Annotated in this window: 24 protein-coding genes; 16 read left to right on the top strand and 8 right to left on the bottom strand. The window is 65.0% G+C overall.

Annotation, left to right across the window (positions count from 1 at the left end):
- The first annotated feature begins 68 nt into the window (after nt 1–68).
- Nucleotides 69–872 carry a hypothetical protein gene (locus HDC35_RS16100; protein ID WP_184648413.1) on the top strand — a complete coding sequence of 268 codons (804 nt, stop codon included), beginning with the start codon at nt 69–71 and terminating at the stop codon, nt 870–872.
- 7 nt (nt 873–879) lie between these two features.
- Here HDC35_RS16100 and pip read toward each other — a convergent pair whose 3' ends face one another.
- Complete coding sequence (gene pip, locus HDC35_RS16095; protein WP_184648412.1) at nt 880–1,971, bottom strand: prolyl aminopeptidase; 1,092 nt, start codon at nt 1,969–1,971, stop codon at nt 880–882.
- Between the two features lie 129 nt (nt 1,972–2,100).
- Between pip and HDC35_RS16090 the strand changes: the two genes are divergently transcribed.
- The 5 genes from HDC35_RS16090 to HDC35_RS16070 all read left to right on the top strand — a co-directional run bounded on the left by HDC35_RS16090 (nt 2,101) and on the right by HDC35_RS16070 (nt 8,414).
- Nucleotides 2,101–4,278, top strand: coding sequence for a S9 family peptidase (locus HDC35_RS16090; RefSeq protein WP_184648411.1), 2,178 nt, complete (start codon nt 2,101–2,103; stop codon nt 4,276–4,278).
- 194 nt (nt 4,279–4,472) lie between these two features.
- Nucleotides 4,473–5,063, top strand: a complete 591-nt coding sequence (locus HDC35_RS16085) for a hypothetical protein (protein ID WP_184648410.1) — start codon at nt 4,473–4,475, stop codon at nt 5,061–5,063.
- A gap of 99 nt (nt 5,064–5,162) precedes the next feature.
- Entirely contained in the window at nt 5,163–7,319 is a 2,157-nt protein-coding gene (locus HDC35_RS16080; protein WP_184648409.1) for a prolyl oligopeptidase family protein, read from the top strand.
- Complete coding sequence (locus HDC35_RS16075) at nt 7,319–7,807, top strand: GAF domain-containing protein (protein ID WP_184648408.1); 489 nt, start codon at nt 7,319–7,321, stop codon at nt 7,805–7,807. The genes HDC35_RS16080 and HDC35_RS16075 overlap by 1 nt, the downstream gene beginning before the upstream one ends.
- Before the next feature lie 151 nt (nt 7,808–7,958).
- Nucleotides 7,959–8,414 carry a PilZ domain-containing protein gene (locus tag HDC35_RS16070; RefSeq protein WP_184648407.1) on the top strand — a complete coding sequence of 152 codons (456 nt, stop codon included), beginning with the start codon at nt 7,959–7,961 and terminating at the stop codon, nt 8,412–8,414.
- 83 nt (nt 8,415–8,497) lie between these two features.
- Here HDC35_RS16070 and ctrA read toward each other — a convergent pair whose 3' ends face one another.
- Together ctrA and HDC35_RS16060 are read right to left on the bottom strand one after the other, a co-directional pair.
- Nucleotides 8,498–9,205 (bottom strand): response regulator transcription factor CtrA, encoded by a 708-nt coding sequence (gene ctrA / locus HDC35_RS16065; RefSeq protein ID WP_184648406.1) that lies wholly within the window; start codon nt 9,203–9,205, stop codon nt 8,498–8,500.
- 184 nt (nt 9,206–9,389) lie between these two features.
- A complete protein-coding gene (locus HDC35_RS16060) occupies nt 9,390–10,337 on the bottom strand; it encodes a LysR family transcriptional regulator (RefSeq protein WP_184648405.1) in 948 nt (315 codons plus the stop codon).
- A 137-nt stretch (nt 10,338–10,474) separates the two neighbouring features.
- On the opposite strand from HDC35_RS16060, the gene HDC35_RS16055 reads away from it, so the two are divergent.
- The 8 genes from HDC35_RS16055 to HDC35_RS16020 all read left to right on the top strand — a co-directional run bounded on the left by HDC35_RS16055 (nt 10,475) and on the right by HDC35_RS16020 (nt 15,140).
- Entirely contained in the window at nt 10,475–11,173 is a 699-nt protein-coding gene (locus tag HDC35_RS16055) for a pirin family protein (RefSeq protein ID WP_184648404.1), read from the top strand.
- Between the two features lie 124 nt (nt 11,174–11,297).
- A complete protein-coding gene (locus HDC35_RS16050) occupies nt 11,298–11,894 on the top strand; it encodes an FMN-dependent NADH-azoreductase (protein WP_184648403.1) in 597 nt (198 codons plus the stop codon).
- Nucleotides 11,895–12,135: 241 nt separating this feature from the next.
- Complete coding sequence (locus tag HDC35_RS16045) at nt 12,136–12,633, top strand: hypothetical protein (RefSeq protein ID WP_184648402.1); 498 nt, start codon at nt 12,136–12,138, stop codon at nt 12,631–12,633.
- A gap of 143 nt (nt 12,634–12,776) precedes the next feature.
- Complete coding sequence (locus HDC35_RS16040) at nt 12,777–13,460, top strand: RluA family pseudouridine synthase (RefSeq protein WP_184648401.1); 684 nt, start codon at nt 12,777–12,779, stop codon at nt 13,458–13,460.
- Entirely contained in the window at nt 13,453–13,854 is a 402-nt protein-coding gene (arfB, locus tag HDC35_RS16035; RefSeq protein ID WP_184648400.1) for an alternative ribosome rescue aminoacyl-tRNA hydrolase ArfB, read from the top strand. Before HDC35_RS16040 ends, arfB begins: the two co-directional genes overlap by 8 nt.
- Nucleotides 13,855–13,912: 58 nt before the next feature.
- Nucleotides 13,913–14,086, top strand: a complete 174-nt coding sequence (locus tag HDC35_RS16030) for a hypothetical protein (protein WP_184648399.1) — start codon at nt 13,913–13,915, stop codon at nt 14,084–14,086.
- 53 nt (nt 14,087–14,139) lie between these two features.
- Nucleotides 14,140–14,727 (top strand): SOS response-associated peptidase family protein, encoded by a 588-nt coding sequence (locus HDC35_RS16025; RefSeq protein ID WP_184648398.1) that lies wholly within the window; start codon nt 14,140–14,142, stop codon nt 14,725–14,727.
- Between the two features lie 86 nt (nt 14,728–14,813).
- Nucleotides 14,814–15,140 (top strand): PilZ domain-containing protein, encoded by a 327-nt coding sequence (locus tag HDC35_RS16020; RefSeq protein WP_184648397.1) that lies wholly within the window; start codon nt 14,814–14,816, stop codon nt 15,138–15,140.
- A 12-nt stretch (nt 15,141–15,152) separates the two neighbouring features.
- Here the strand turns inward: HDC35_RS16020 and HDC35_RS16015 are convergent, their stop codons facing one another.
- Entirely contained in the window at nt 15,153–15,578 is a 426-nt protein-coding gene (locus HDC35_RS16015) for an EVE domain-containing protein (protein WP_184648396.1), read from the bottom strand.
- Nucleotides 15,579–15,710: 132 nt separating this feature from the next.
- Between HDC35_RS16015 and HDC35_RS16010 the strand changes: the two genes are divergently transcribed.
- Entirely contained in the window at nt 15,711–16,640 is a 930-nt protein-coding gene (locus tag HDC35_RS16010; RefSeq protein ID WP_184648395.1) for an isopenicillin N synthase family oxygenase, read from the top strand.
- Between the two features lie 43 nt (nt 16,641–16,683).
- Here the strand turns inward: HDC35_RS16010 and HDC35_RS16005 are convergent, their stop codons facing one another.
- The 4 genes from HDC35_RS16005 to HDC35_RS15990 form a co-directional block, all read right to left on the bottom strand.
- Entirely contained in the window at nt 16,684–17,016 is a 333-nt protein-coding gene (locus HDC35_RS16005) for a hypothetical protein (RefSeq protein WP_184648394.1), read from the bottom strand.
- A gap of 309 nt (nt 17,017–17,325) precedes the next feature.
- A complete protein-coding gene (locus HDC35_RS16000) occupies nt 17,326–17,730 on the bottom strand; it encodes a ribose-phosphate pyrophosphokinase (RefSeq protein ID WP_184648393.1) in 405 nt (134 codons plus the stop codon).
- Nucleotides 17,706–18,524: a DUF1295 domain-containing protein gene (locus tag HDC35_RS15995; protein WP_184648392.1), complete on the bottom strand. Its 819-nt coding sequence runs from the start codon at nt 18,522–18,524 to the stop codon at nt 17,706–17,708. Before HDC35_RS15995 ends, HDC35_RS16000 begins: the two co-directional genes overlap by 25 nt.
- Entirely contained in the window at nt 18,521–19,153 is a 633-nt protein-coding gene (locus HDC35_RS15990) for a lysophospholipid acyltransferase family protein (RefSeq protein ID WP_311770787.1), read from the bottom strand. Before HDC35_RS15990 ends, HDC35_RS15995 begins: the two co-directional genes overlap by 4 nt.
- Before the next feature lie 122 nt (nt 19,154–19,275).
- Between HDC35_RS15990 and HDC35_RS15985 the strand changes: the two genes are divergently transcribed.
- Nucleotides 19,276–20,688, top strand: a complete 1,413-nt coding sequence (locus HDC35_RS15985; protein ID WP_184648391.1) for a M20/M25/M40 family metallo-hydrolase — start codon at nt 19,276–19,278, stop codon at nt 20,686–20,688.
- Nucleotides 20,689–20,699: the final 11 nt, after the last annotated feature.

Genomic DNA, 20,699 nt, shown 5'->3' with positions numbered 1-20,699 from the left:
CGATCGACCCTCGCTTGCGCACCGCGGCATGCCCCATGCGGCGGACGCCACAGCAAAGGGTTATCGCCATGCGCCCCGCCTATATATTCGCCTTGCTCGCCGGTCCCATCCTGGCCGCCATCGTGCGGCCGGCGTCCGCCGCCCCGCCCCCCGCGCCGCCAAAAGACGCGGTGCTCGTCGTCGGCGCGCTCCACGATCTCCACCCGCGCGAGCCCGCGTTCGGCTATGACGATCTCGGCGCCGCGATCCGCGCCTTCGCCCCCGATGTGCTCGTCCTCGAGGTCCGCGCCGACGAACTCGCCGGGCGCACGGCGACCCCTGGCCGCCCCGAATATCCGGCGGTGATCTGGCCGCTGCTCGCAGCGATGGAGGTCGAAACGGTGGCGATGGAGCCCGACGGCGCGCTGTTCGGGGCGATTTCGGGCGAAGCCGGCGCCGCCTTCGACGCCATGCGACGGCGCGATCCGGGCGGCGCCGCCGCGCTGTCGCGCCTCGCGGCCGATGTCGACGCCTTCCTCCTCGCCTATTGGCAAGGCGCCGCGCAGGTGCAGGATGCGACGACCGCCGCGCTCGCCGATGGCGTGCAGTCGGCGCGCTTCGCGCTCGCGGGCCCCGCCTTCGCGCAGGCGCAGGCGCGCTGGGACGATTTCATGACCGGCCGCGCGCTCGCGGCGGTCCGCGCGCATCCCGGCAAGCGGGTGATGGTGATCGGCAGCTATAAAAATCGCGCGCTGCTCGACGCCGCGCTGCGCAAGGCCGCGCCGCGCCGCGTGATCGACGCGGGGCAATGGTTCCGGCGGCAGGGCCCGGCGGCGGGCCTGCCGCTCGGCGCGCCGCGACGATCTCCCGCGGCGTCCGGTCAGGCGCGGTGACCGCGGGTCAGAGGGCGATCGGCGGCAGCCCGTCCATGATCGCGGTCAGCGCCAGCGCATTCTCGCGCTCCATCGCGCTGTGTCCCGCGTTGGTCACGACATAGGTCGCGGGCGCGGCGCCCGCTTCGGTCAGCGCCGCGACCAGCCTCGACGCCTGCGCCAGCGGGCACACCTCGTCGAACCGCCCATGGACGATATGCACCGGGATCGATGCCAAAATGTCGATATGGTCGAAAAAATGCCCGGCCGGCAGGAACAGCGCGTTGGCGAAATAATGCGCCTCGATCTGCGCGAAACACAGCGCGAAATCGGCCTCGCCGAACTTGCCCGTGTCGGCGGTTTCGGGGATCATGTTCGAAATCACCCCCTCCCACAACGACCAAATCAGCGCGGCGCGCTGCTGCCGCTCCTTTTCGGCCGCGTTCGCGGGCACATGGTCGAAGATCGTCTTATAGGATGTCATCACGTCGCGGCGTTCGTCAGGGGTCAGCACCGACAGCAGCGCCGCCCATTCGTCCGGATATTTCATATAGGCACCGGGTTCGGTCAGCCCGTATGGATCCTTGTCCCACGTCGCGGCATTGCCCTGATAAAGGTAGCGCAGGTCCTCCGCCGCGCCGAGAAAGATGCCGCGCAGGATCAGGCTCGCGGTATGATCTGGGTGCGCGATCGCATAGGCCATCGCGAGCGTACTCCCCCAACTCCCCCCGAACACATGCATCGGCCCCGCAATCTCCAGCCTGTCGCGCAGTTTCTCGATATCGCCGATCAGGTCGGCGGTGCTGTTCTTGGCTAAAGCCACCGACGGGCCGGCCGTCGCGACATTGGGTTCGCTCTTGCCGCAACCGCGCTGGTCGAACAGGATTACGCGATAGCGTTTGGGATCGAAGAATCGCGCCATCACGGGGGCGCAGGCGCCGCCGGGGCCACCGTGCAGGAACATCACCGGCTCACCGTCGGGATTGCCATATTCTTCCCAGTAAATCCGGTGCGCCGGATCGCGATCGACCTCCAGCCAGCCGAAATTCAGGCAGGGCGGCTGCGGATAGACCCAGTCGTCGCCGATCTTGCTCGACGCCTGCAACTGCGAAAAATCCATGTTCATAGTCTTTCTGCCGCCCTTCATTCGCCCGCGCGCGGACTACCTCAACTCCTCGAACCATCGGTAGTTGACCGCCCGCACCCGAATGTCCAGACCCTGCACTTCGGAAAAATGGGGAAGCATGTCATGCGCAAAACGGCCTTGTTCTCAGCCGCCATTCTCGCCTTCGCGGCGCAGCCGCTCCGCGCACAGCAGGAGGAGGCGCCCGAGACCGCGCCCGTATCGGACCCCGCTGCCGCCGCGCCCACGCCCTCCCCCGCCCCGATGTCCGCCTCCGCCGTGGGCAGCGCGCGCACCGGCCCCGAACGCCGCCTCACCGGCGCCGATCTCTTTGACCTTTCAATCGCCGCCGATCCACAGATCGCCCCCGACGGCCGCCACATCGCTTATGTCCGCCGCTCGAACGACATCATGACCGACCGCGCGGTCAGCACGATCTGGCTGATCGACACCGCGACCGGTGCGGAAACGCCCGTCGCCGCCCGCGCTGGCGACGCGTTCGCGCCGCGCTGGTCGCCCGATGGCAAGCGCCTCGCCTATGTCTCGACCGAGGGCGGCAGCGCGCAGCTGTGGGTGCGCTGGACAGTCAGTGGCGAAGCGGTGCGCCTGACCGGCCTGCCCACCAGCCCGTCGAGCCTCGCCTGGTCGCCCGACGGGCGTTCGATCGCCTATACGATGCTCGTCAAGGACGACGGGCCGAAATTCGGCAGCGCCCCCGCAAACAAGCCCGAGGGCGCGAAATGGGCCGACCCGCTCGAGGTTCGCGACCTCCTCACCTACCGCGCCGACGGGCAGGGCTATATCGAACCGGGGTTCGAAAAAATCTTCCTCGTCCCCGCGACCGGCGGCGCGCCGCGCCAGCTGACCTTCGGTCCCTATCATGACGGCGGCCCCTTGAGCTGGTCGCGCGATGGCCGCACCCTCTATTTCAGCGCGAACCGCCAGCCCGACTGGGAAAGCGATCCGGTCGAAAGCGAAATATACGCGCTCGACGTCGCCCGCGGCACCATCATCGCGCTCACCGGTCGCAATGGCCCCGACGCCAATCCGCTTGTCTCGCCCGACGGCGGCAAGATCGCATATCTCGGCTTCGACGATGCCGGCCGCGCTTATGAAAACACCAATCTCTATGTGATGAACCGCGACGGCTCAGGCCGCCGCGCCATCGCCGAAAATTGGGACTATAGCGTCGATGCGATCCAGTGGGCGGCCGATGGCCGCGCGCTTTATGCCCAATATGACGACCATGGCGAGACGAAGGTCGCACGGATCGGCCTCGACGGCGCTGTCCGCGATGTCGCCAAGGGGCTGTCGGGCGGCGCGATGGACCGTCCTTATACGGGCGGCAGCTTTACCGTTTCCGATGGCGGCGCGGTCGCATTCACCGGCGGCACCTGGGCGCGCCCCGCCGAAGTCCAGCTCGCGCGCGGCGGCGACGCGCGCATCCTCACCGACCTCAACCGCAGCCTGCGCGAGGTGAAATCACTCGGCGAGGTGCGCAAGATCACGACCGCCTCCAGCCACGACGGCAAGACGATCGAGGGCTGGCTGACGCTCCCGCCCGGCTATGTCGAGGGCCAGCGCGTACCGCTGATCCTCGAAATCCACGGTGGCCCCTTCACTGCCTACGGCCCGCATTTCTCGACCGACAACCAGCTTTACGCCGCCGCCGGATATGCCGTGCTCTCTGCGAACCCGCGCGGCTCGACAAGCTATGGCGAGGCCTTCGCGCAAGAGATCGACAAGGCCTATCCGGGCAATGATTATTTCGACCTCATCTCGATCGTCGACCGCGCGATCGCCCTCGGCATCGCCGATCCCGACGCGCTGTTCGTTACCGGCGGGTCGGGCGGCGGCGTACTCACCAGCTGGATCGTGGGGAAGACCAACCGGTTCAAGGCGGCGGTGACGCAAAAGCCGGTGATCAACTGGACGACGCAGGCGCTGACCGCCGACGGCCCCGCCTTCTTCGGCCGTTATTGGCTCGGCGCCCAGCCGTGGGAAAAGCCCGAACTCTACTGGTCGCTGTCGCCGCTGTCGCTGGTCGGCAATGTCGAGACCCCGACGATGGTCGTCGTCGGTGCCGAGGATTATCGCACCCCGGTCAGCGAATCCGAACAATATTACACGGCACTGCGCCTTCGCGGCGTGCCGACGGCCCTGGTCGAGGTGCCCGGCGCCAGCCACGGCGGCATCGCCGCCCGCCCCTCGCAATCGGCCGCCAAGGCCTCGGCAATCCTCGCATGGTTCGAAAAATACAAGACTGGCTGGAAGCGCCCGGCCGGGAATGCGGCGGCGAAATAGCGTGCCCCGGCGCGCGTCGGCTTGGCGGTGGTGAGCTGACGTTGAGCTTGTGAACGGAATGCAAGCTTGGTCTATGAACTGAGCCCCGGTTTTCGCCGCGCGGTTCATATCTCGCGCTGACCGATGGCTGGCAAGGCATAGATCGCATCCGGATCGGCATCTTCCCCGGCAACCGCGCCCCGCGCGGGCTCGCCGTGGTGCACGCGATCCTGTCCTATGTCGGGCATCCGGTCCGGGTCTGGCGCGCCGGGCGCTGGACCGACGTCCCCGGCTGGGGACTGCTCCACCGCTGGCGGATGCCGGGCGTCGGTACGCGCTGGGCCAGCGTCTGCGACACGCCCGAACAGGATCTTCTCGTCCGGCGTTACCACCCGCGGGACAGCGCGGAATTTTTCGCCGGCATGGAATTATCCATTCTGCATCTCGGCCTCGCCCTGCTCGCAATTCCCGTCCGCCTTGGCTGGGTCGCCAGCCTGCGCCCCGCCTCGCGGCCATTGCTCGCGGTTGCAAAAACACTGATTCCCTTCGGCAGCGACATCGGCGCGATGGATATCTTGGTCGGCGGACGCGACAGCCGCAACAATCCGGCCGAAGCGCGGTGGACGCTACGCGCCGACGGCAATCGCGGCCCCTATGTCCCGACGCTGGCGGCGCTCGCGCTGTTGCGCCGGTTTCGGAGCGGCCACCGCCCCGCGCCGGGCGCGCGGGCTTGCAGCGGCATGCTCGCGTTGGCCGAGACCGAAGCCGATTTCGCCCGGCTGGGGATCGCCACCCAACGCAGCTAGGCCGGGTGGGGTGGCTCGAATCCCCTTGCCCGCCGCATGCCGATGCTTACATATCGGCGCACGATAATTTCTCCGCAGACACATGAGGATCGCCTTGCCATGTCCCGTAAAGCCCTGTCCGCGCCGCTTGCGCTGGTCGCCCTTTTCATGACTCCGGCGGCTGCGCAGGCGGCTGAAGCCGCTGCATCGGCGACCTCGCCTGCGATCGCCTATCCCGACTCGCCGCGCGGCGATACGGTCGATCCGCAGTTCGGCGTCGACGTCGCCGATCCCTATCGCTGGCTCGAGGACGACGTCCGCGTCAATCCGAAGGTCGCCGACTGGGTCGCGGCGCAGAACAAGGTCACCGACGCCTATCTCGACACGCTGCCCGGTCGCGACGCGTTCAAGGCGCGGATGACCGAGCTTTACAATTATGAACGCTTCGGCCTGCCGACCAAGGCAGGCAACCGCTATTTCTACAGCCGCAACGACGGGCTGCAGCCGCAGTCGGTGCTTTATGTCCGCGAAGGGCTGAAGGGCGAGGGGCGCATCCTCATCGACCCGAATCTGTGGGCCAAGGACGGTGCCACCGCCCTCGCCGAATGGACCCCGTCGGAGGACGGCAAATATCTCCTCTATTCGGTGCAGGACGGCGGCACCGACTGGCGCGTCGTGCGTGTGATGGACGTCGCGACCGGAAGCGACCTGCCCGACATGATCCGCTGGGTCAAATTCTCGGCGCTCGACTGGGCGAAGGACGGCAGCGGCTTCTATTATTCGCGCTTCCCCGAGCCAAAGGAGGGCGAAGCCTTCCAGTCGCTCAACGAAAATCACAGCGTCTATTTCCACAAGCTCGGCACGCCGCAGAGCGAAGACGTGCTGATCCACGCCACCCCCGACAAACCCAAGCTCAACAACAGCGCGGTGGTCACCGACGATGGCGAATATCTGCTCGTTGTCGGCTCCGAAGGCACCGACGAACGCTATGGCCTCACCCTCTATCCACTTGGCAAGCGTGCCGGAAAGCCGATCACGCTGGTCGACGATTTCGCGAATAATTGGGAATATGTGACCAACGCGGGCACGCGATTCACCTTCCTCACCAACAAGAGGGCGCCGCGCCAGCGGCTGGTGTCGATGGATATCAAGAATCCGGCCGAGCTGACCCAGCTGGTCGCAGAAAACGCCGACACGCTGGTCGGGGCGTCGCGCGTCGGCGACCGCATCATCCTTTCCTACCTCGGCGATGCCAAGTCGGAGGCGCGCATGGTCGCGCTCGACGGCAAGCCGGTGGCGAAGATCAACCTCTCCGACATCGGTTCGGCCTCGGGCTTCGGCGGCAAGTCGAGCGATCCCGAAACCTTCTATGCCTTCTCCAGCTACGCGCGGCCGACGACGATCTACCGCTTCGACACCGCGACGGGCAAGAGCGAGATTTTCGCCGAGCCCAAGCTGACCTTCAAACCCGATGACTTCAGCGTCGAGCAGCGATTCTACAAATCGAAGGACGGCACCCAGGTACCGATGTTCGTCGTGATGAAAAAGGGGCTCGACCGCAGCAAGGGATCGCCGACGCTGCTCTATGGCTATGGCGGCTTCAACGTGTCGATGACCCCGGGCTTCTCCCCCACGCGGCTCGCCTGGGTCGACAAGGGCGGCGTACTCGCCATCGCGAATCTGCGCGGCGGCGGCGAATATGGCAAGGCGTGGCACGATGCGGGCCGGCTCGACAAGAAGCAGAATGTTTTCGACGATTTCATCGCCGCGGGCGAATATCTGATCGCCGAGGGGATCGCGGGCAAGGGACAGATCGCGATCGAGGGCGGGTCGAACGGCGGCCTGCTCGTCGGCGCGGTGACCAACCAGCGCCCCGACCTGTTCGCCGCGGCGCTGCCCGCGGTTGGCGTGATGGACATGCTGCGCTTCGACCGCTTCACCGCGGGCCGCTATTGGGTCGACGATTATGGCTATCCGTCGAAGGAAGCCGATTTCAAGAACCTGCTCGCCTATTCGCCCTATCATAATATCAAGGACGGCACGGCCTATCCCGCGGTGCTGGTGACCACCGCCGACACCGACGACCGCGTCGTGCCGGGGCACAGCTTCAAATATACCGCCGCGCTCCAGCATGCGAAGGCGGGCGACAAGCCGCATTTGATCCGCGTCGAAACGCGGGCCGGCCACGGCAGCGGCAAGCCGACCGACAAGATCATCGCGGAGGCCGCCGACAAATATGCGTTTGCGGCCAAATGGACCGGGCTGGTCGTCGAATAATGAGCTATGCCCTCTCCTTCGCCGCGACCGACCCCGCGGAACTATGGGCCGAGGCGGGCGACGCCGCGGCGGCGCTCGTCGCGGGCGAGCCCGATGGCATCGCCAATATGGCGAATGTCGCGGCGCTGGTCTGGCAGGCAATCCCCGACCTCAACTGGGCGGGATTCTATCGGTTCGACGGGGCGGAACTGGTGCTGGGCCCGTTTCAGGGCAAGGCGGCGTGCATCCGCATCCCGCTCGAAAAAGGGGTGTGCGGCGCCGCCGCGCGGCTGCGCGCGACCCAGCGCGTCGACGATGTCCACGCCTTTCCGGGGCATATCGCATGCGACGCCGACAGCCGCAGCGAACTGGTGGTACCGGTGATCGCCGACGACCGGCTGGTCGGCGTGCTCGACCTCGACAGCCCGCGCCCCGCGCGCTTCACCGCCGCCGACCAGGCAGGCGCCGAGGCGCTCGTCGCGCGGATCGCGAGCGCGCTCGCGGGATAGGCTGGCGGCATTGCGGCAGCGCCGCAAAAGCGCGCCGCGCCCCAATCGTCACCGAACGTTTATAACGAAAATTTACCTTCTCCGGTTACGGTTGGACCGGGACCATAATAATCGGTCGACGTGGGGGTCGGGCGACAGAGATGAGTCGCGCATGTCGAATCCCGAGGCTTCCCAGGCCTCTCCCCCCCCTTCCGACAAGCGTCAGCCGCGCCAGTCGCGGCTGGTGAAGGCGGCGCTCGCCTGCTCGCGACTTGGGCAATTCGACATCACGATCCGCAACGTCTCCGAAACCGGCATCGGCGGCCAGGGACCCGCGTTCTTGCATATCGGCGAACGGATCACCCTGTTCCTGCCCGGTCACGACCCGATGCTCGGCACGGTGCGTTGGGTCGTCGACAAGAAATTCGGGATCGAGACCGACCGCGTGATCGACACCAGCCTGCTGCGCGCCGCGCACGGCGGCGCCGTGCCCGCATCGCATGCCGTCGCTTCGGGATTCGAAATCATTCCGCCCCCGACCGCCGCGGCGCGTCGGCCGGGCCTTGTCCTCGGCGCGGCACAGCCCGCGCATTTCGGGCGTAGCGTCTGGCGCGACAAGACGCAGTAGCACACCAACGGCCCGCAAAGGAAAACCGGCGCGGATCGCTCCGCGCCGGCTTCCCTCGGTAAGCTTATGTGAAATGTTCCGCGTCAGGCGACGCGGCGCACCTCATTGCCTTCGTCGTCGATATCGCGAAGGACGTAACCGCGGCCCCAGACCGTTTCGATATAATTTTCGCCGCCGCAAGCCAGCGCGAGTTTCTTGCGCAGCTTGCAGATGAAGACGTCGATGATCTTCAGTTCGGGCTCGTCCATCCCGCCGTAAAGGTGGTTGAGGAACATTTCCTTGGTCAGCGTCGTGCCCTTGCGGAGGCTCAGCAGCTCGAGCATCTGATATTCCTTGCCGGTCAGATGTACGCGCGTGGTATCGACCTCGACCGTCTTGGTGTCGAGGTTGACCGCCAGCTTGCCCGTCTTGATCACGCTCTGGCTGTGGCCTTTCGAGCGGCGGACGACCGCGTGGATGCGGGCGACCAGTTCGTCGCGGTGGAACGGCTTGGTGACATAATCGTCGGCGCCAAAGCCGAACGAGCGCACCTTCGAATCCATTTCCGAAACGCCCGACAGGATCAGCACCGGCGTCTGCACCTTGGCGGTGCGGAGCTTTTTCAACACGTCATAGCCGTGCATGTCGGGCAGGTTCAGGTCGAGCAGGATGATGTCGTAATCATAGAGCTTACCCAGGTCCAAGCCTTCCTCACCCAGATCGGTGGTATAGACGTTGAAGCCTTCGGTCGTGAGCATCGTGTCGATCGCTTTCGCGGTCGTCGGCTCGTCCTCGATCAGCAGTACGCGCATTGGGCACCCCTTGATTGTTCCCACGATAATCCCGCGAACCGATCGCATGACTATCAGGGATGTCACCGATCAACCCCCGTTGCAGGACTGCCGGAACATTAACCACGAAACTAATGAAGGGAAAAGGTTAATTTTGATTTAACCCGCAGAAGTCCGCGAGTCGCGCTCTATTTGCAACAGTCGGTCAGGGCATTTTGGGATCATGGTGAAGCGCCAGATATCGGTCGTGTGCCCCGGTACAGGACGTTTTCAGCGTATCGACCAGATGGTCCGACAGCGCGCGGACGCGCGCCGGACGCAGCCGCGACGGCGGCGACAGCAAGTGGAGGTGCGACTGCGGCAGCGACCAGTCGGTCAGGATCGGGACGACCGCGCCCGAGGCCAGCGCTTCGGCGGCGATGAAGTCCGGCAGCACCGCAATCCCGACCCCGGCGACGATCAACGGAACCATGACATCGCCGTTGTTTGCGAACAGCGGCCCCGTGGGCAGCACGGTCGCCTCCTCGTCCTTGCGATGGAAATGGAGGGGCATCGCGCGCTGGCGGTGACCATAGCCGATCAGCCGGTGGCCGGCGAGGTCGAGCGGATGCTTCGGCTCTCCATGCTTCTCCAGATAGGCCGGGCTCGCGATCACCGACGCCGTCACCGGCGCGATCGTGCGGGCGAGCAGGCTCGAATCGGCGAGCGGCGATATGCGCAGCGTCAGGTCGATCCCCTCGGCCACCGGATCGTTGCGCGCGTCGCTCAGCAGCACCTCGATCTCGACCGCCGGATGCCGTTCGAGGAACGCTGCCAGGGGCGGGCCGAGCACCTTGATCCCGAAGCTCATCGGCGCGGCGAGGCGGATCGGCCCCGCCAGGTCGACGCGGTCGCCGCGCGCCGCCTCGGTCGCCGCGGTCGCCGCGGCGACCATCGCCCGCGCCTCGTCGAGCAGCCCCGCGCCCGCGGTCGACACGGCGACGACGCGCGAGCTCCGGTGCAGCAGCGTGATACCCAGCGACGCCTCGAGCCGCGTCACCGCCTTCGACACGCTCGCCTTCGACAGGCCGAGCGCGGCGGCCGCCGCGGTAAAGCTGCCACCATCGGCGACGGCCACGAAACAGGCCCAGCCTTCATAATCGGGAAGCGCCACGAACACCTCATGATTGGAAACGATGGTTTTCCATCTACGCTATTTTCGAAACGATCCAAGCGCCTATTTTGTCTTCAACAGATGAACGCCGCCAGGCTCCAAGGCTCAGGGCGGCTACCAAAGAAAGGACAAGGCCGATGATCGACATTCGCAAATTCGACACGCTGGGCCACGCCGACCATGGCTGGCTCGACGCCCGTCATCATTTTTCTTTCGCCAATTATTACGAGCCCGACCGGATGGGCTGGGGCGCGCTGCGCGTCTGGAACGACGACGCCATCGCCGCCCAGTCGGGTTTCCCGCCGCACCCGCACCGCGACATGGAGATCATTACCTATGTCCGCACCGGGGCGATCACGCACCGCGACAGCATGGGCAACAGCGGCCGCACCGCAGCGGGCGACGTCCAGGTGATGAGCGCGGGCACCGGCGTCACGCACAGCGAGTTCAACCTCGAGGATGAGGAAACGACGCTGTTCCAGATCTGGATCATGCCCGACCGGGACGGCGGCAATCCCGGCTGGGGCGCGCGCCAGTTTCCCAAGAATGATCGCTCGGGCCAGTTCGTGACGCTCGCAAGCGGGATCGAGGGCGACGATGATGCACTGCCGATCCGCGCCAACGCCCGCGTCGCCGCGGCGACGGTAAACGCCGGCGAGAGCGTCTCCTACGACCTCGAAGGCGGACGCCACGCCTATCTCGTCGCCGCCAAGGGACGCATCCGGGTCAATGGCGCGGACGCCGACCCTCGCGACGGCATCGCGCTCCGCGATGTCGGCACGATCAAGGTCGAGGCCATCGACGATGCCGAACTGGTGCTCGTGGACAGCCTCTAAACAGCCCCCGGGCCGCCGCCCTCCCCCTCCCCCGGCGGCGGCCACCCCGCCGCGAGCCTCCCCGGAAACGGATGGCTCGCGGCACCCTGCCTCTCCCCTCCCGTCAAAGCCAAGGAGTAATGCCATGACCAATATTCTTCGTATCGATGCCAGCGCCCGCAACGATGGTTCGACCACGCGCCAGCTGTCGGCCCAACTTGTCGACCAGCTGATTTCGCAGGGCTATGGCGCCAATGTCGTGCACCGCGACCTCGCGCTCACCCCGCCCGCGCTGCTCACCGAAGGCTGGGTCGGCGCCAATTTCACCGACGAAGCCGATCGCAGCGACGAACAAAAGGCGCTGCTCGCCGGCTCGGACGAACTGATCGCCGAACTCGAAGCCGCCGACATGATCGTCATCGGCGTGCCCGTCTATAATTTCGCGATCCCCGCTTCGCTGAAGGCCTGGATCGACCTGATCGCCCGCGCCCGCCGCACCTTCCGCTACACCGAAACCGGACCCGAAGGCCTGCTGAAGGGCAAAAAGGTCTATCTGGTCGTCGCCTCAGGCGGCGTGCCGGTCGGCAGCGATTATGATTTCGCGACCGGCTATCTGCGTCATGTCCTCGGGTTCGTCGGCCTCACCGACGTCACGATCATCGCCGCCGATCGGCAGATGATGGACGGCGAAGCGCTCAATCGCGCAACCGCCGCGATCGGCGAACTGAAGCAGGCAGCCTGAACCGAGGCGCCGTCTCCCGAGCCCTTTCCTTTCGCATGGCTCGCGAGTGACGGCGCGTGGCTCCAGCCCGGCGTGGACCGTTCCCGCCGGGTTGGTTGCAGGGGCGAACCGCCGCTGAGCGCGTAGCGCGATGTCAATTAGCGACCAATAGTGGACATCCAAATCCAACGCCATGATAAGGACATCGGGGAATCTCTGTCTCGTTTAAAATATCTGCGCGATAGCTTCGAGGAATTATAGGGTGAAAGCACTGTCAAGATACGTGATCTTAGGTGCAATCGTGGTGTTGATTTTTTGGGGAGGGAGATACCTTTTTCCACCCTCACCAGCCTCAGAAACTGCCCAATTACATTGCGTTTTCAATGCGCTGCAACAAGGTCATTCGGTCCCGATTCCAAATTCAAAGGACAGACCGAGGGAAGTTGATTTTAAGGCAGGATTGACTGGCAAATATTTACAAGATGGGACTGAACTTTGGCATGCTAGCGGCACAGCCACGTATGAAGGCGGCGCTCAACGGTTGGAGGGTGCTGTATTTCTGTTGCCCACGAACAAAGTGCGAGGGCTTCATCTCTATCGAGCTCGCTACCCGAACGAAACGAAGGATCTGCGGATTGCCACGCTAAATGAGAACGGCATTCTCGACTGGGATGAGAAAGCGGCGTTTATCTATTATGAGGGCGCAACCAATAAATTGTCCAATCGCTACGATTATCGTTGCGACGTCAAAAATGGCTAAAATCGATGATGCGGTCGCAAACGTAAACCGACAGACGAATGTCCGCTAACCACCCCTAAGCCGCCAAGGCATCGCCGACCCCCGATTCCGCGACGTTCGACGTTTACGCTTTCGACTGAACGCGGGCCCGCCTATAGCGCGCCATGCTCCTTTCAGATCATGTCCTTTTCCTCGACGGCGAGGCGCTCGTCATCGACAAGCCCGCGGGGCTTCCCGTCGACGCGCCGCGCGACGGCAGCCTCAGCCTCGAAAACCATCTCGACAGCCTGCGGTTCGGCTTCAAGCGCTGGCCGCTCGCGGTCCATCGGCTCGACCGCGACACCTCGGGCTGCCTGCTGCTGGCGCGCAATCCCAAGGCGCATGGGCGTTTCACCCGCGCGTTCGAGGATCGCGAAGTGGAAAAACAATATCTCGCGATCGTCGATGGTGTGCCCGATGCGGACAGCGGCACGATCAACCTGCCTCTGAGCAAGGTGTCGACCGCCGAGGAAGGCTGGCGGATGGTCGGCGACCCGAAAGGCAAACCGTCGATTTCGCATTGGGAAAAGCTGAGCGTCGTCGATGGCCGCAGCCTGCTGCGCTTTCGCCCCGAAACCGGCCGCACCCACCAGCTGCGCGTCCACGCGCTCGAAGGGCTGGGCTTTCCGCTGGTCGGCGACCCCGTCTATGGCCGCGGCGGCACCAAAACCCGCACCCTGCTCCACGCCGAACGGCTGGTGGTAAAACGTGACGTCAAGCCGCCAGTAATTGCCGAGGCTCCCTTCCCCGACCGCTTCGTCGCGCTGGGCTTTGCCGCGCCGGAGGGAGCGGAGCCCACGCGTGGCTGATATCCCCGAGAGCGCGATCAGCGAGAAGTTTCTCGCCGGGTCGGGTCCGGGCGGCCAGAACGTCAACAAAGTCGCGACCGCGTGCCAGCTGCGCGTCGATGTGTTCGCGCTCGGCCTCGCGCCCGACGCCTATCGCCGCCTCAAGATGCTTGCGGGAAGCAGGATGACCGCGGCGGGCGAGCTTGTCATCCTTGCGCGCAGCTTCCGCACCCAGGAAGCGAACCGCGCCGACGCCCGCGCGCGGCTGAACGAGCTGATCGATGCCGCGCTCGTGCGTCCCGAAAAGCGAATCAAGACCAAGCCGAGCAAGGCCGCCAAGGCCCGCCGCGTCGATAGCAAGAAAGCGCGCAGCAGCATCAAGGCGGGCCGCGGCCGCGTAAGGACCGATCAGTAAACGCGATTTTCACACACGCCTCTTATCCCTGCCGCCGGAACAACGACGGAGCAGCGCGATGGCCGAAGTGGTGAAATCGATCCTGATGGGCCTCGGATGCCTGACGATCCTCGGCTTTGTCGGGTGCAGCATGATGGGCGCGGGCGTGATGGTCGCGGCCGACCGCGCCGCCGAAGGCGGCAGCTTCAGCGAAACCGAACCGGACTCCGACAAGTCTCCCTGGGACAAGTAAAACCGCCGCGCCGCGCCGATTGACAGCCCGATGCCGCGCGGCGATCAAGCCGCATGAACCTCTATCGTCTCGATGCCCCGGCGCGCGCGGTCGCTGCGGCCTTTGGCGTCGATGCGGGCGACGATCCGTGGACGGGCGACTATGTCGCGCCCGGGCGTCCCGCCCCGGTCATCGTCCCCGACAGCCGCGGCGGCTCGCGCCGCTACCTGCGGCCGAAACTGTGGGGGGTCCCGCCCCCGCCGCAGGGCGTCGAGCCCGTCGCCACCGTCCGCAACCTCGCGAGCCCCTTCTGGATCGGCACGCTGCGCCATCCCGAACTGCGTTGCCTGATCCCGGCGACAAGCTTTGCCCTGTGGTCGGGACCGGCGGGGGCGCGGCGCCAGCGCTGGGCATCGGTTACGGGCCGGGCGATATTCGCCTTCGCCGGCATCCAGCGCCAGAATGAAGATTGGCCGGGCTTCGCAATGCTGACGACCGATCCGAACGGCCTGCTCGATCGCCTCGGTCCCGGCGCGATGCCGCTGATCCTGCATGACGAGGATCATGAGCGCTGGCTGACTGCCGAATGGCGCGATGCGGCCCAGCTTGTCGTCCCCTTTCCCAGCCATTTGATGGCGGTCGGCGACCTGCCGCCGCTATAGGAGAATTTCACCATATTCCTTCACTTTGGGGTAACCAACGGCGGCGTAAGAACGGGCGAATCAAGAGCATTGCCGGGACCATAGGAATGTTGGGAAATCGCACCCTCGAAACCACGAAAGCGCCCGCGTCGGCGCGACGCGACGAACGCGCGTCGATCGACGGACGCGCCCGCTTTCGCGAAGCCGGCTCCAATCCGTTCGATGCCGAACTGTTCGACCTGTCGGCGAACGGCTTTCGCATGTTCACCTTTTCGCGCCAGGCGATCGGCAAGCATATCTGGGTGAACCTGCCGGGGCTGCAACCGGTCCAGGCCGTCGTGCGCCGCCAGGACGGCAACAATTACGGCTGCGAGTTCGTCAATCCGCTGCACGCCTCGGTCGCCGACCATCTCAAGGCCAAGCTGGCGAAATAAGCGCGAGCGGGTTCAGTCCGCGGGCTTTTCCGACTTTTTCAATATATGTTTCCACTCGGCGGGGGTGACGCGCCCGACTGACAGCCGCGATTGCCGGATCAGATCCATGTCGGCGAGCTTGGGATCGGCCTTGATCGCCGCGAGCGTCACCGGATGCTTGAGCGCACGCACGGGGGCGACGCGCACGATCACCCAGGGCGATCCCTCGTCGGCGGTCGGGTCGGGCGAATGCTCCTCGACGATCTCCATGATCCCGACGCATTCCTTGCCGATATTGCTGTGATAGAAGAGCGCCTCGTCGCCCTTCTTCATCGCCATCATGTTGAGCTTCGCGGTGTGGTTGCGCACGCCGTCCCACATGCCCTTGCCTTCACGCACAAGCTGGTCCCACGCATAAGCGTCGGGTTCGGATTTCATCAGCCAATATTGCTTTGCCATGGCCACGGGCTTAGCCGAGCCACGCACGTGGCGAAACCGCCTTTTTCCCTTTAACCCGCGCGCCGCAGCGCCTAAATCGCGACTCATATGCGCCCCGAAGGGTGCCGCCCTTATCGAATGGATGCATTTTTCATGACCGCTGCCGTACCCGTCATTTCGATGTCGCTTCCCGCCGACCAGTTCGCGAGGGATTTCGGGGCATCGTTCGAACGCTTCGGCTTCGCGATGATCACCGACCATGGCATCGACCCCCGTCTGATCGACGAAGCCTGGGCCAAGGCGAAGGAATTTTTCGCGCTGCCCGAGGAGGTCAAGCGCGCCTATCACATCCCCGGCGGCGGCGGCGCGCGCGGCTATACCCCCTTCGGAACCGAAATCGCCAAGGGCGCGAAGGAAGTCGACCTCAAGGAGTTCTGGCACGTCGGCCGCGACCTGCCCCCCGGCCACCCTCTCGCCGCGCAGCAGCCGAACAATGTCTGGCCAGCCGAGGTCGCGGGCTTTCGCACCGCCTATGACAAGCTCTTCGCCGAATTCGACCGTGTGGGCGGGCGCCTGCTCTCGGGCATCGCGCGCTACCTCGGCCTCGCCCCCGATTTCTTCGACGACACGGTGAAGGACGGCAACAGCGTGATGCGCCTGCTCCATTACCCGCCGGTCGAAGCCCCCGCGAAGGGCATCCGCGCCGAAGCGCATGAGGATATCAACACGATCACCCTGCTGCTTGGCGCCGAGGAAGCGGGCCTCGAAATCCTCGACAAGGACGGCAGCTGGCTTCCCGTCTCGCCGCCGCCGGGCGCGATGGCGGTCAATGTCGGCGACATGCTCCAGCGGCTGACCAACAACAAGCTGCCCTCGACCACGCACCGCGTCCGCAACCCCGACGAAGGCCGCGCCAGCGTCGCGCGTTACTCGATGCCCTTCTTCCTGCATTTCCGTTCGGACTATCCGATCGAGACGCTCGAAAGCTGCATCGACGCCGCACATCCCAACCTCTACCCGACGCCGATCACCGCCGACGACTATCTGCAGGAACGGCTACGTGAGATCGGGCTGAAGAAATAAGCTAATTTCCGCTTTGGGGTGGGAAGCTGCCGTTGGGGCCGGTTCAGTTCGTATTCCAGCCGCGCGCATAATTAGCGATTAATGCAGGCTCCATCCGGGCCGTCCACCAATAGAGCTCACCATCCCTATTTTGCCCATTAATTCGGCGCGCATATCCGAGCGTGACAAGCTCGCTCATTAGCGATTTCAAATTATCCAAAATCGGACCGATTATGGGTTTCCCAAATGATGGAGCACCCAAGGGTAGCTCGAACGGCTGAGGCGTTTCTGACAGAAGATTATTGTAAATCGTTGTCGAAACCAACGCGCGAAGAACACCATCAAACGGTGCCGACTGATGCAGTATATCAGCGCAACGGTCGAAGTCCGGCTCCATTAATCTCCATCGAACCCAACCACCCTCCAATACTCCTAGGTCGACAAGAAAATTCATTGGGCTCTGATCGTGGCTGAACTCCGAATAGAACCCCAAGCGGCCGTCATCGTCAAAAGCCTCAAGTGTGTTGTTATCCAGCTCTAACAGTAGCCGGATTAGGTGCCGACAGACCTTCCATTCGGGAGTTTCTCGCTGGAATGAGGACGTGGGCTCGCACATCGAGTCAGTTTAAGCGAGGAATTGATAACAAGCGATTATTGTCGCGACAGATGCGCGTTCCTCGAACCTCCGCAACCCGTCGGAAGCGGCCTATCGCCCCGCCCAATAATCGAACACCGCCTGCTGTTGCTCGCGAATGAACCGTGCCGCCGCGGCGCCCTCCCACGGCCCGTCATAGCCAAGCAAAAGCGCCGTTCCGCCAACCCACCAGCCCTGTCCGGGCAGCCGGTCGCTTTCGCGCACCACCAGCACCGCCATGTCGGGTTCGCCGTCCAGCGCGCAGAGGCGGTCGACCTCCTCGAGCGTGCGGCAGACCGCGCGCATCTTGGGCCGGGTGAAACGAAAGCCCAAATCGCCGAGCAGCTCCGAATAGCTGACGCTGCGCCCCTCGCGCGCAGCCGCGGTCAGGATCGCGCGGATGCGCGGCGCGTCGCCCAGCGCCGATACGTCGGCGGGGCGTTCCTCGCCACCTAAGCCTTGGTCTTTGGCGGCCATGGGATGAATCCGGACGTTCGCGCGACATAGGCGGCATAATCTGGCCGCGTCTTGTGCAGTCCCTTCTCCAGCAACGCCTTGCCCGACCATTTGGTGAGCGTGAAGGTCAGGAAGACCGGCCCGATCAGGCTCGCGAGCGCCGGCCCCGAGCCAAGGTCGAGGACGACGAGCCAGATGCCCCACCAGGCCAGCGCGTCGCCGAAATAATTGGGGTGGCGCGTGTAGCGCCACAGGCCGGTGTCGAGCACCCGGCCCTTGTTCGCCGGATTCTTGCGAAACGCATCGAGCTGCGCATCGCCGATGCTTTCGAACGCGATGCCGATCAGCGCGGCGGCAGCGCCGACCCAGCCGATGATCCCCACGCTTTCCAGCGGCGCACGGGCGCTCGCCCAGATGCCGATCTGCGCGGGCAGGCAGGTGACGAACAGCAGCGGCGCCTGCGTCAGAAACACGGTGAGCAGCGCCGCCTTCGCCCAGCTCCATTTCCGCTTCTCCATCGTGTGCGCGAGGATCTTGCGGTAGCGCGGATCCTCGCCTTCGCGCGCCCAGCGTAGGGTCAGGTGGACCGCGAGCCTCAGCCCCCACAAGGTCGTGAGGCCCAGCAGCAGCGTCGCATGCGGCGCGTCGAACCCCGCCTGCCATGCAGCGCCCCATGCGAGCAGCACCATGCCGAACGCCCAGAAGGCATCGATGAACGACACGTCGCGGATGACGACCGCGATACCCCACAGGATCAGGATGACGCCGATCAATCCGGCGAAATTGGTCGCAAGCAGCAATAGGACGTCACTCATGCGCGCATATCCCGTTCCTCGTCGGCTCCGACTATATCATCGATCGACTGCACGGCGCGCTCGGGAAATTTGGGGATGCAGCCCTTGTAGATTTCCAGCACCTTCAACATGTCGGCGCGAAAGTCGCCGCTGGGCCAGATCGATGGGCCGAGCCCGCCGGTCTTGCGTCCATAATCCATGATGCCGACGACCATCGGCACCTTCGCCGCCATTGCGATCTGGTAGAATCCGGTGCGCCATTTCTTCGTCTTGCCGCGCGTCCCTTCGGGCGCGACGGTCAGAATGAATTCGGCGCGCCGCGCGAACTCATCGACCATCTGCTGCACGACATTGGTCCCGCCGCGCCGGTCGATGGCGATGCCGCCCATCTGTTTCATGAACCGCGCGAGCGGCCAACGGAACAGCGACAATTTCCCCATGAAATGCGGTTTCAGCCCAAGGTCGCCGGCGAGCCCCAGGAAATTGACGAAGTCCCAATTGCTCGTGTGCGGCGCGGCGATCAGCACGAACCGCCGCGGCTCGGGCACGACGCCTTCGGCCTTCCATCCGCGCATCCGGTAGAGCAGGAGCAACAACCGGCGCACGCCGCGCGCCACCAACCCCGGCGGGTCGTCATCGATCTTGGTCACTGTGGCTCCTCTCCCCCGCCCGGATTGGGCCAAAGCCCTTCGCTGCGCAAGGGGGCGCGCATCGCGGCTTGCCGCAGCGCCATCTTTCTGCTCCCTAGCAACAACCAAATGGGGGAATATCGATGAGGAAATTTTCCGCGCTGCTGACGTCCGCCTTGCTGCTTGCGGCGCCCGCGACCGCCGCCGAGGTCCAGCCGCGCCCCGACCAGCTTGCCTTTCGCGAAATCTACAAGGAACTGGTCGAAACCAACACGACGCTGTCGTCGGGCAGCTGCACGCTGGCCGCCGAACGCATGGCGGCGCGGCTGAAGGCGGCGGGCATTCCCGGCAGCCAGCTTACCCTCTTCGCGACCCCCGAAAATCCGAAGGAAGGCGGCCTTGTCGCCATCTATCCGGGCACTAGCAAGACCGCGAAGCCGATCCTGCTCGTCGCGCATATCGACGTCGTCGAGGCGAAGCGCGCCGACTGGGAACGCGATCCCTTTGTGATGGTCGAGGAAAATGGCTATTTCTATGGTCGCGGCACCGCCGACGACAAGGCGCAGGCGGCGGTGTGGGTCGATACGCTCATCCGCTTCCAGCAGGCGGGCTACAAGCCCAAACGCGCCGTGAAGATGGCGCTGACCTGCGGCGAGGAAACCAACGGCGCGTTCAACGGAGTCGAATGGCTCGCCGCGAACAGGCGCGAATTGATCGACGCCGAATTTGCCTTGAACGAAGGCGGCGGCGGCGACAGCGACGGCAAGGGCAAGATGCTGGGACAGTCGGTGCAGGTCGGCGAAAAGACCTTCGCCAATTTCCGCCTCGAAACGCGCAACCCCGGCGGCCACAGCTCGGCGCCGGTGCCCGACAATGCGATCTACGAACTCGCGCGCGCGATCACCAAGATCGAGGAACATGAATTCCCCGTCGAGATGACCGACACGACGCGGCGCTTCTTTGCCGAAGCGGGTGCGGCACGCGGCGACGAAACGGGCGCGGCGATGGTGGCGCTGTCGAAAAACCCCGCCGACAAGGCGGCCGAGGCAATCGTGGGCAAGGACCCGTTCCTCCACAGCAATTTGCGCACCACCTGCGTCGCGACCCTGCTCGACGGCGGCCACGCCCCCAACGCCCTGCCGCAGCGCGCGGGCGCGAACATCAACTGCCGCATATTTCCAGGGCACAGCATCGAATCGATCCGGGACGAACTCGCGCGCGTGATCGGCAACCCCGGCGTGACGATCACTCAATTGCCCCCCAAGCGTCCCGCGCCGCCCGCGCCGCCGCTCGACCCGAAAATCATCGGCCCGATGCAAACACTCGTCGACGAATATTGGCCGGGGCTGAAGGTCATCCCGTCGATGGCGAACGGCTATACCGACGCCACCTTCCTCGGCGCGGTCGGCATCCCGACCTATGGCATCCCCGGCATGTGGGGCGACCCCGATGGCAATGGCGCGCACGGCCTCAACGAACGCATGGAAGTCCGCTCGGTCTATGTCGGGCGCGACTATATGTTCGATCTGGTGAAGGCCTACGCCGACAAGCCTTGACGGGATCTGGT

It is taken from the genome of Sphingopyxis sp. JAI128, from assembly GCF_014207235.1.
Lineage (GTDB): Bacteria > Pseudomonadota > Alphaproteobacteria > Sphingomonadales > Sphingomonadaceae > Sphingopyxis.
The sequence above is the reverse complement of the archived record's forward strand: the minus strand, read 5'-3'. Positions and strand labels throughout refer to the sequence as shown.

Coding starts and splice junctions, on each gene's coding strand:
- HDC35_RS16005 (WP_184648394.1), bottom strand. CDS start 17,016: ATGGAGCCGGACTTCGACCGTTGCGCTGATATACTGCATCAGTCGGCA.
- HDC35_RS16040 (WP_184648401.1), top strand. CDS start 12,777: ATGCTCCTTTCAGATCATGTCCTTTTCCTCGACGGCGAGGCGCTCGTC.
- HDC35_RS16015 (WP_184648396.1), bottom strand. CDS start 15,578: ATGGCAAAGCAATATTGGCTGATGAAATCCGAACCCGACGCTTATGCG.
- HDC35_RS16010 (WP_184648395.1), top strand. CDS start 15,711: ATGACCGCTGCCGTACCCGTCATTTCGATGTCGCTTCCCGCCGACCAG.
- HDC35_RS15985 (WP_184648391.1), top strand. CDS start 19,276: ATGAGGAAATTTTCCGCGCTGCTGACGTCCGCCTTGCTGCTTGCGGCG.
- HDC35_RS16090 (WP_184648411.1), top strand. CDS start 2,101: ATGCGCAAAACGGCCTTGTTCTCAGCCGCCATTCTCGCCTTCGCGGCG.
- ctrA (WP_184648406.1), bottom strand. CDS start 9,205: ATGCGCGTACTGCTGATCGAGGACGAGCCGACGACCGCGAAAGCGATC.
- HDC35_RS16030 (WP_184648399.1), top strand. CDS start 13,913: ATGGCCGAAGTGGTGAAATCGATCCTGATGGGCCTCGGATGCCTGACG.
- HDC35_RS16050 (WP_184648403.1), top strand. CDS start 11,298: ATGACCAATATTCTTCGTATCGATGCCAGCGCCCGCAACGATGGTTCG.
- HDC35_RS16080 (WP_184648409.1), top strand. CDS start 5,163: ATGTCCCGTAAAGCCCTGTCCGCGCCGCTTGCGCTGGTCGCCCTTTTC.
- pip (WP_184648412.1), bottom strand. CDS start 1,971: ATGGATTTTTCGCAGTTGCAGGCGTCGAGCAAGATCGGCGACGACTGG.
- HDC35_RS15995 (WP_184648392.1), bottom strand. CDS start 18,524: ATGAGTGACGTCCTATTGCTGCTTGCGACCAATTTCGCCGGATTGATC.
- HDC35_RS16100 (WP_184648413.1), top strand. CDS start 69: ATGCGCCCCGCCTATATATTCGCCTTGCTCGCCGGTCCCATCCTGGCC.
- HDC35_RS16070 (WP_184648407.1), top strand. CDS start 7,959: ATGTCGAATCCCGAGGCTTCCCAGGCCTCTCCCCCCCCTTCCGACAAG.
- HDC35_RS16075 (WP_184648408.1), top strand. CDS start 7,319: ATGAGCTATGCCCTCTCCTTCGCCGCGACCGACCCCGCGGAACTATGG.
- HDC35_RS16025 (WP_184648398.1), top strand. CDS start 14,140: ATGAACCTCTATCGTCTCGATGCCCCGGCGCGCGCGGTCGCTGCGGCC.
- HDC35_RS16055 (WP_184648404.1), top strand. CDS start 10,475: ATGATCGACATTCGCAAATTCGACACGCTGGGCCACGCCGACCATGGC.
- HDC35_RS16020 (WP_184648397.1), top strand. CDS start 14,814: ATGTTGGGAAATCGCACCCTCGAAACCACGAAAGCGCCCGCGTCGGCG.
- HDC35_RS16000 (WP_184648393.1), bottom strand. CDS start 17,730: ATGGCCGCCAAAGACCAAGGCTTAGGTGGCGAGGAACGCCCCGCCGAC.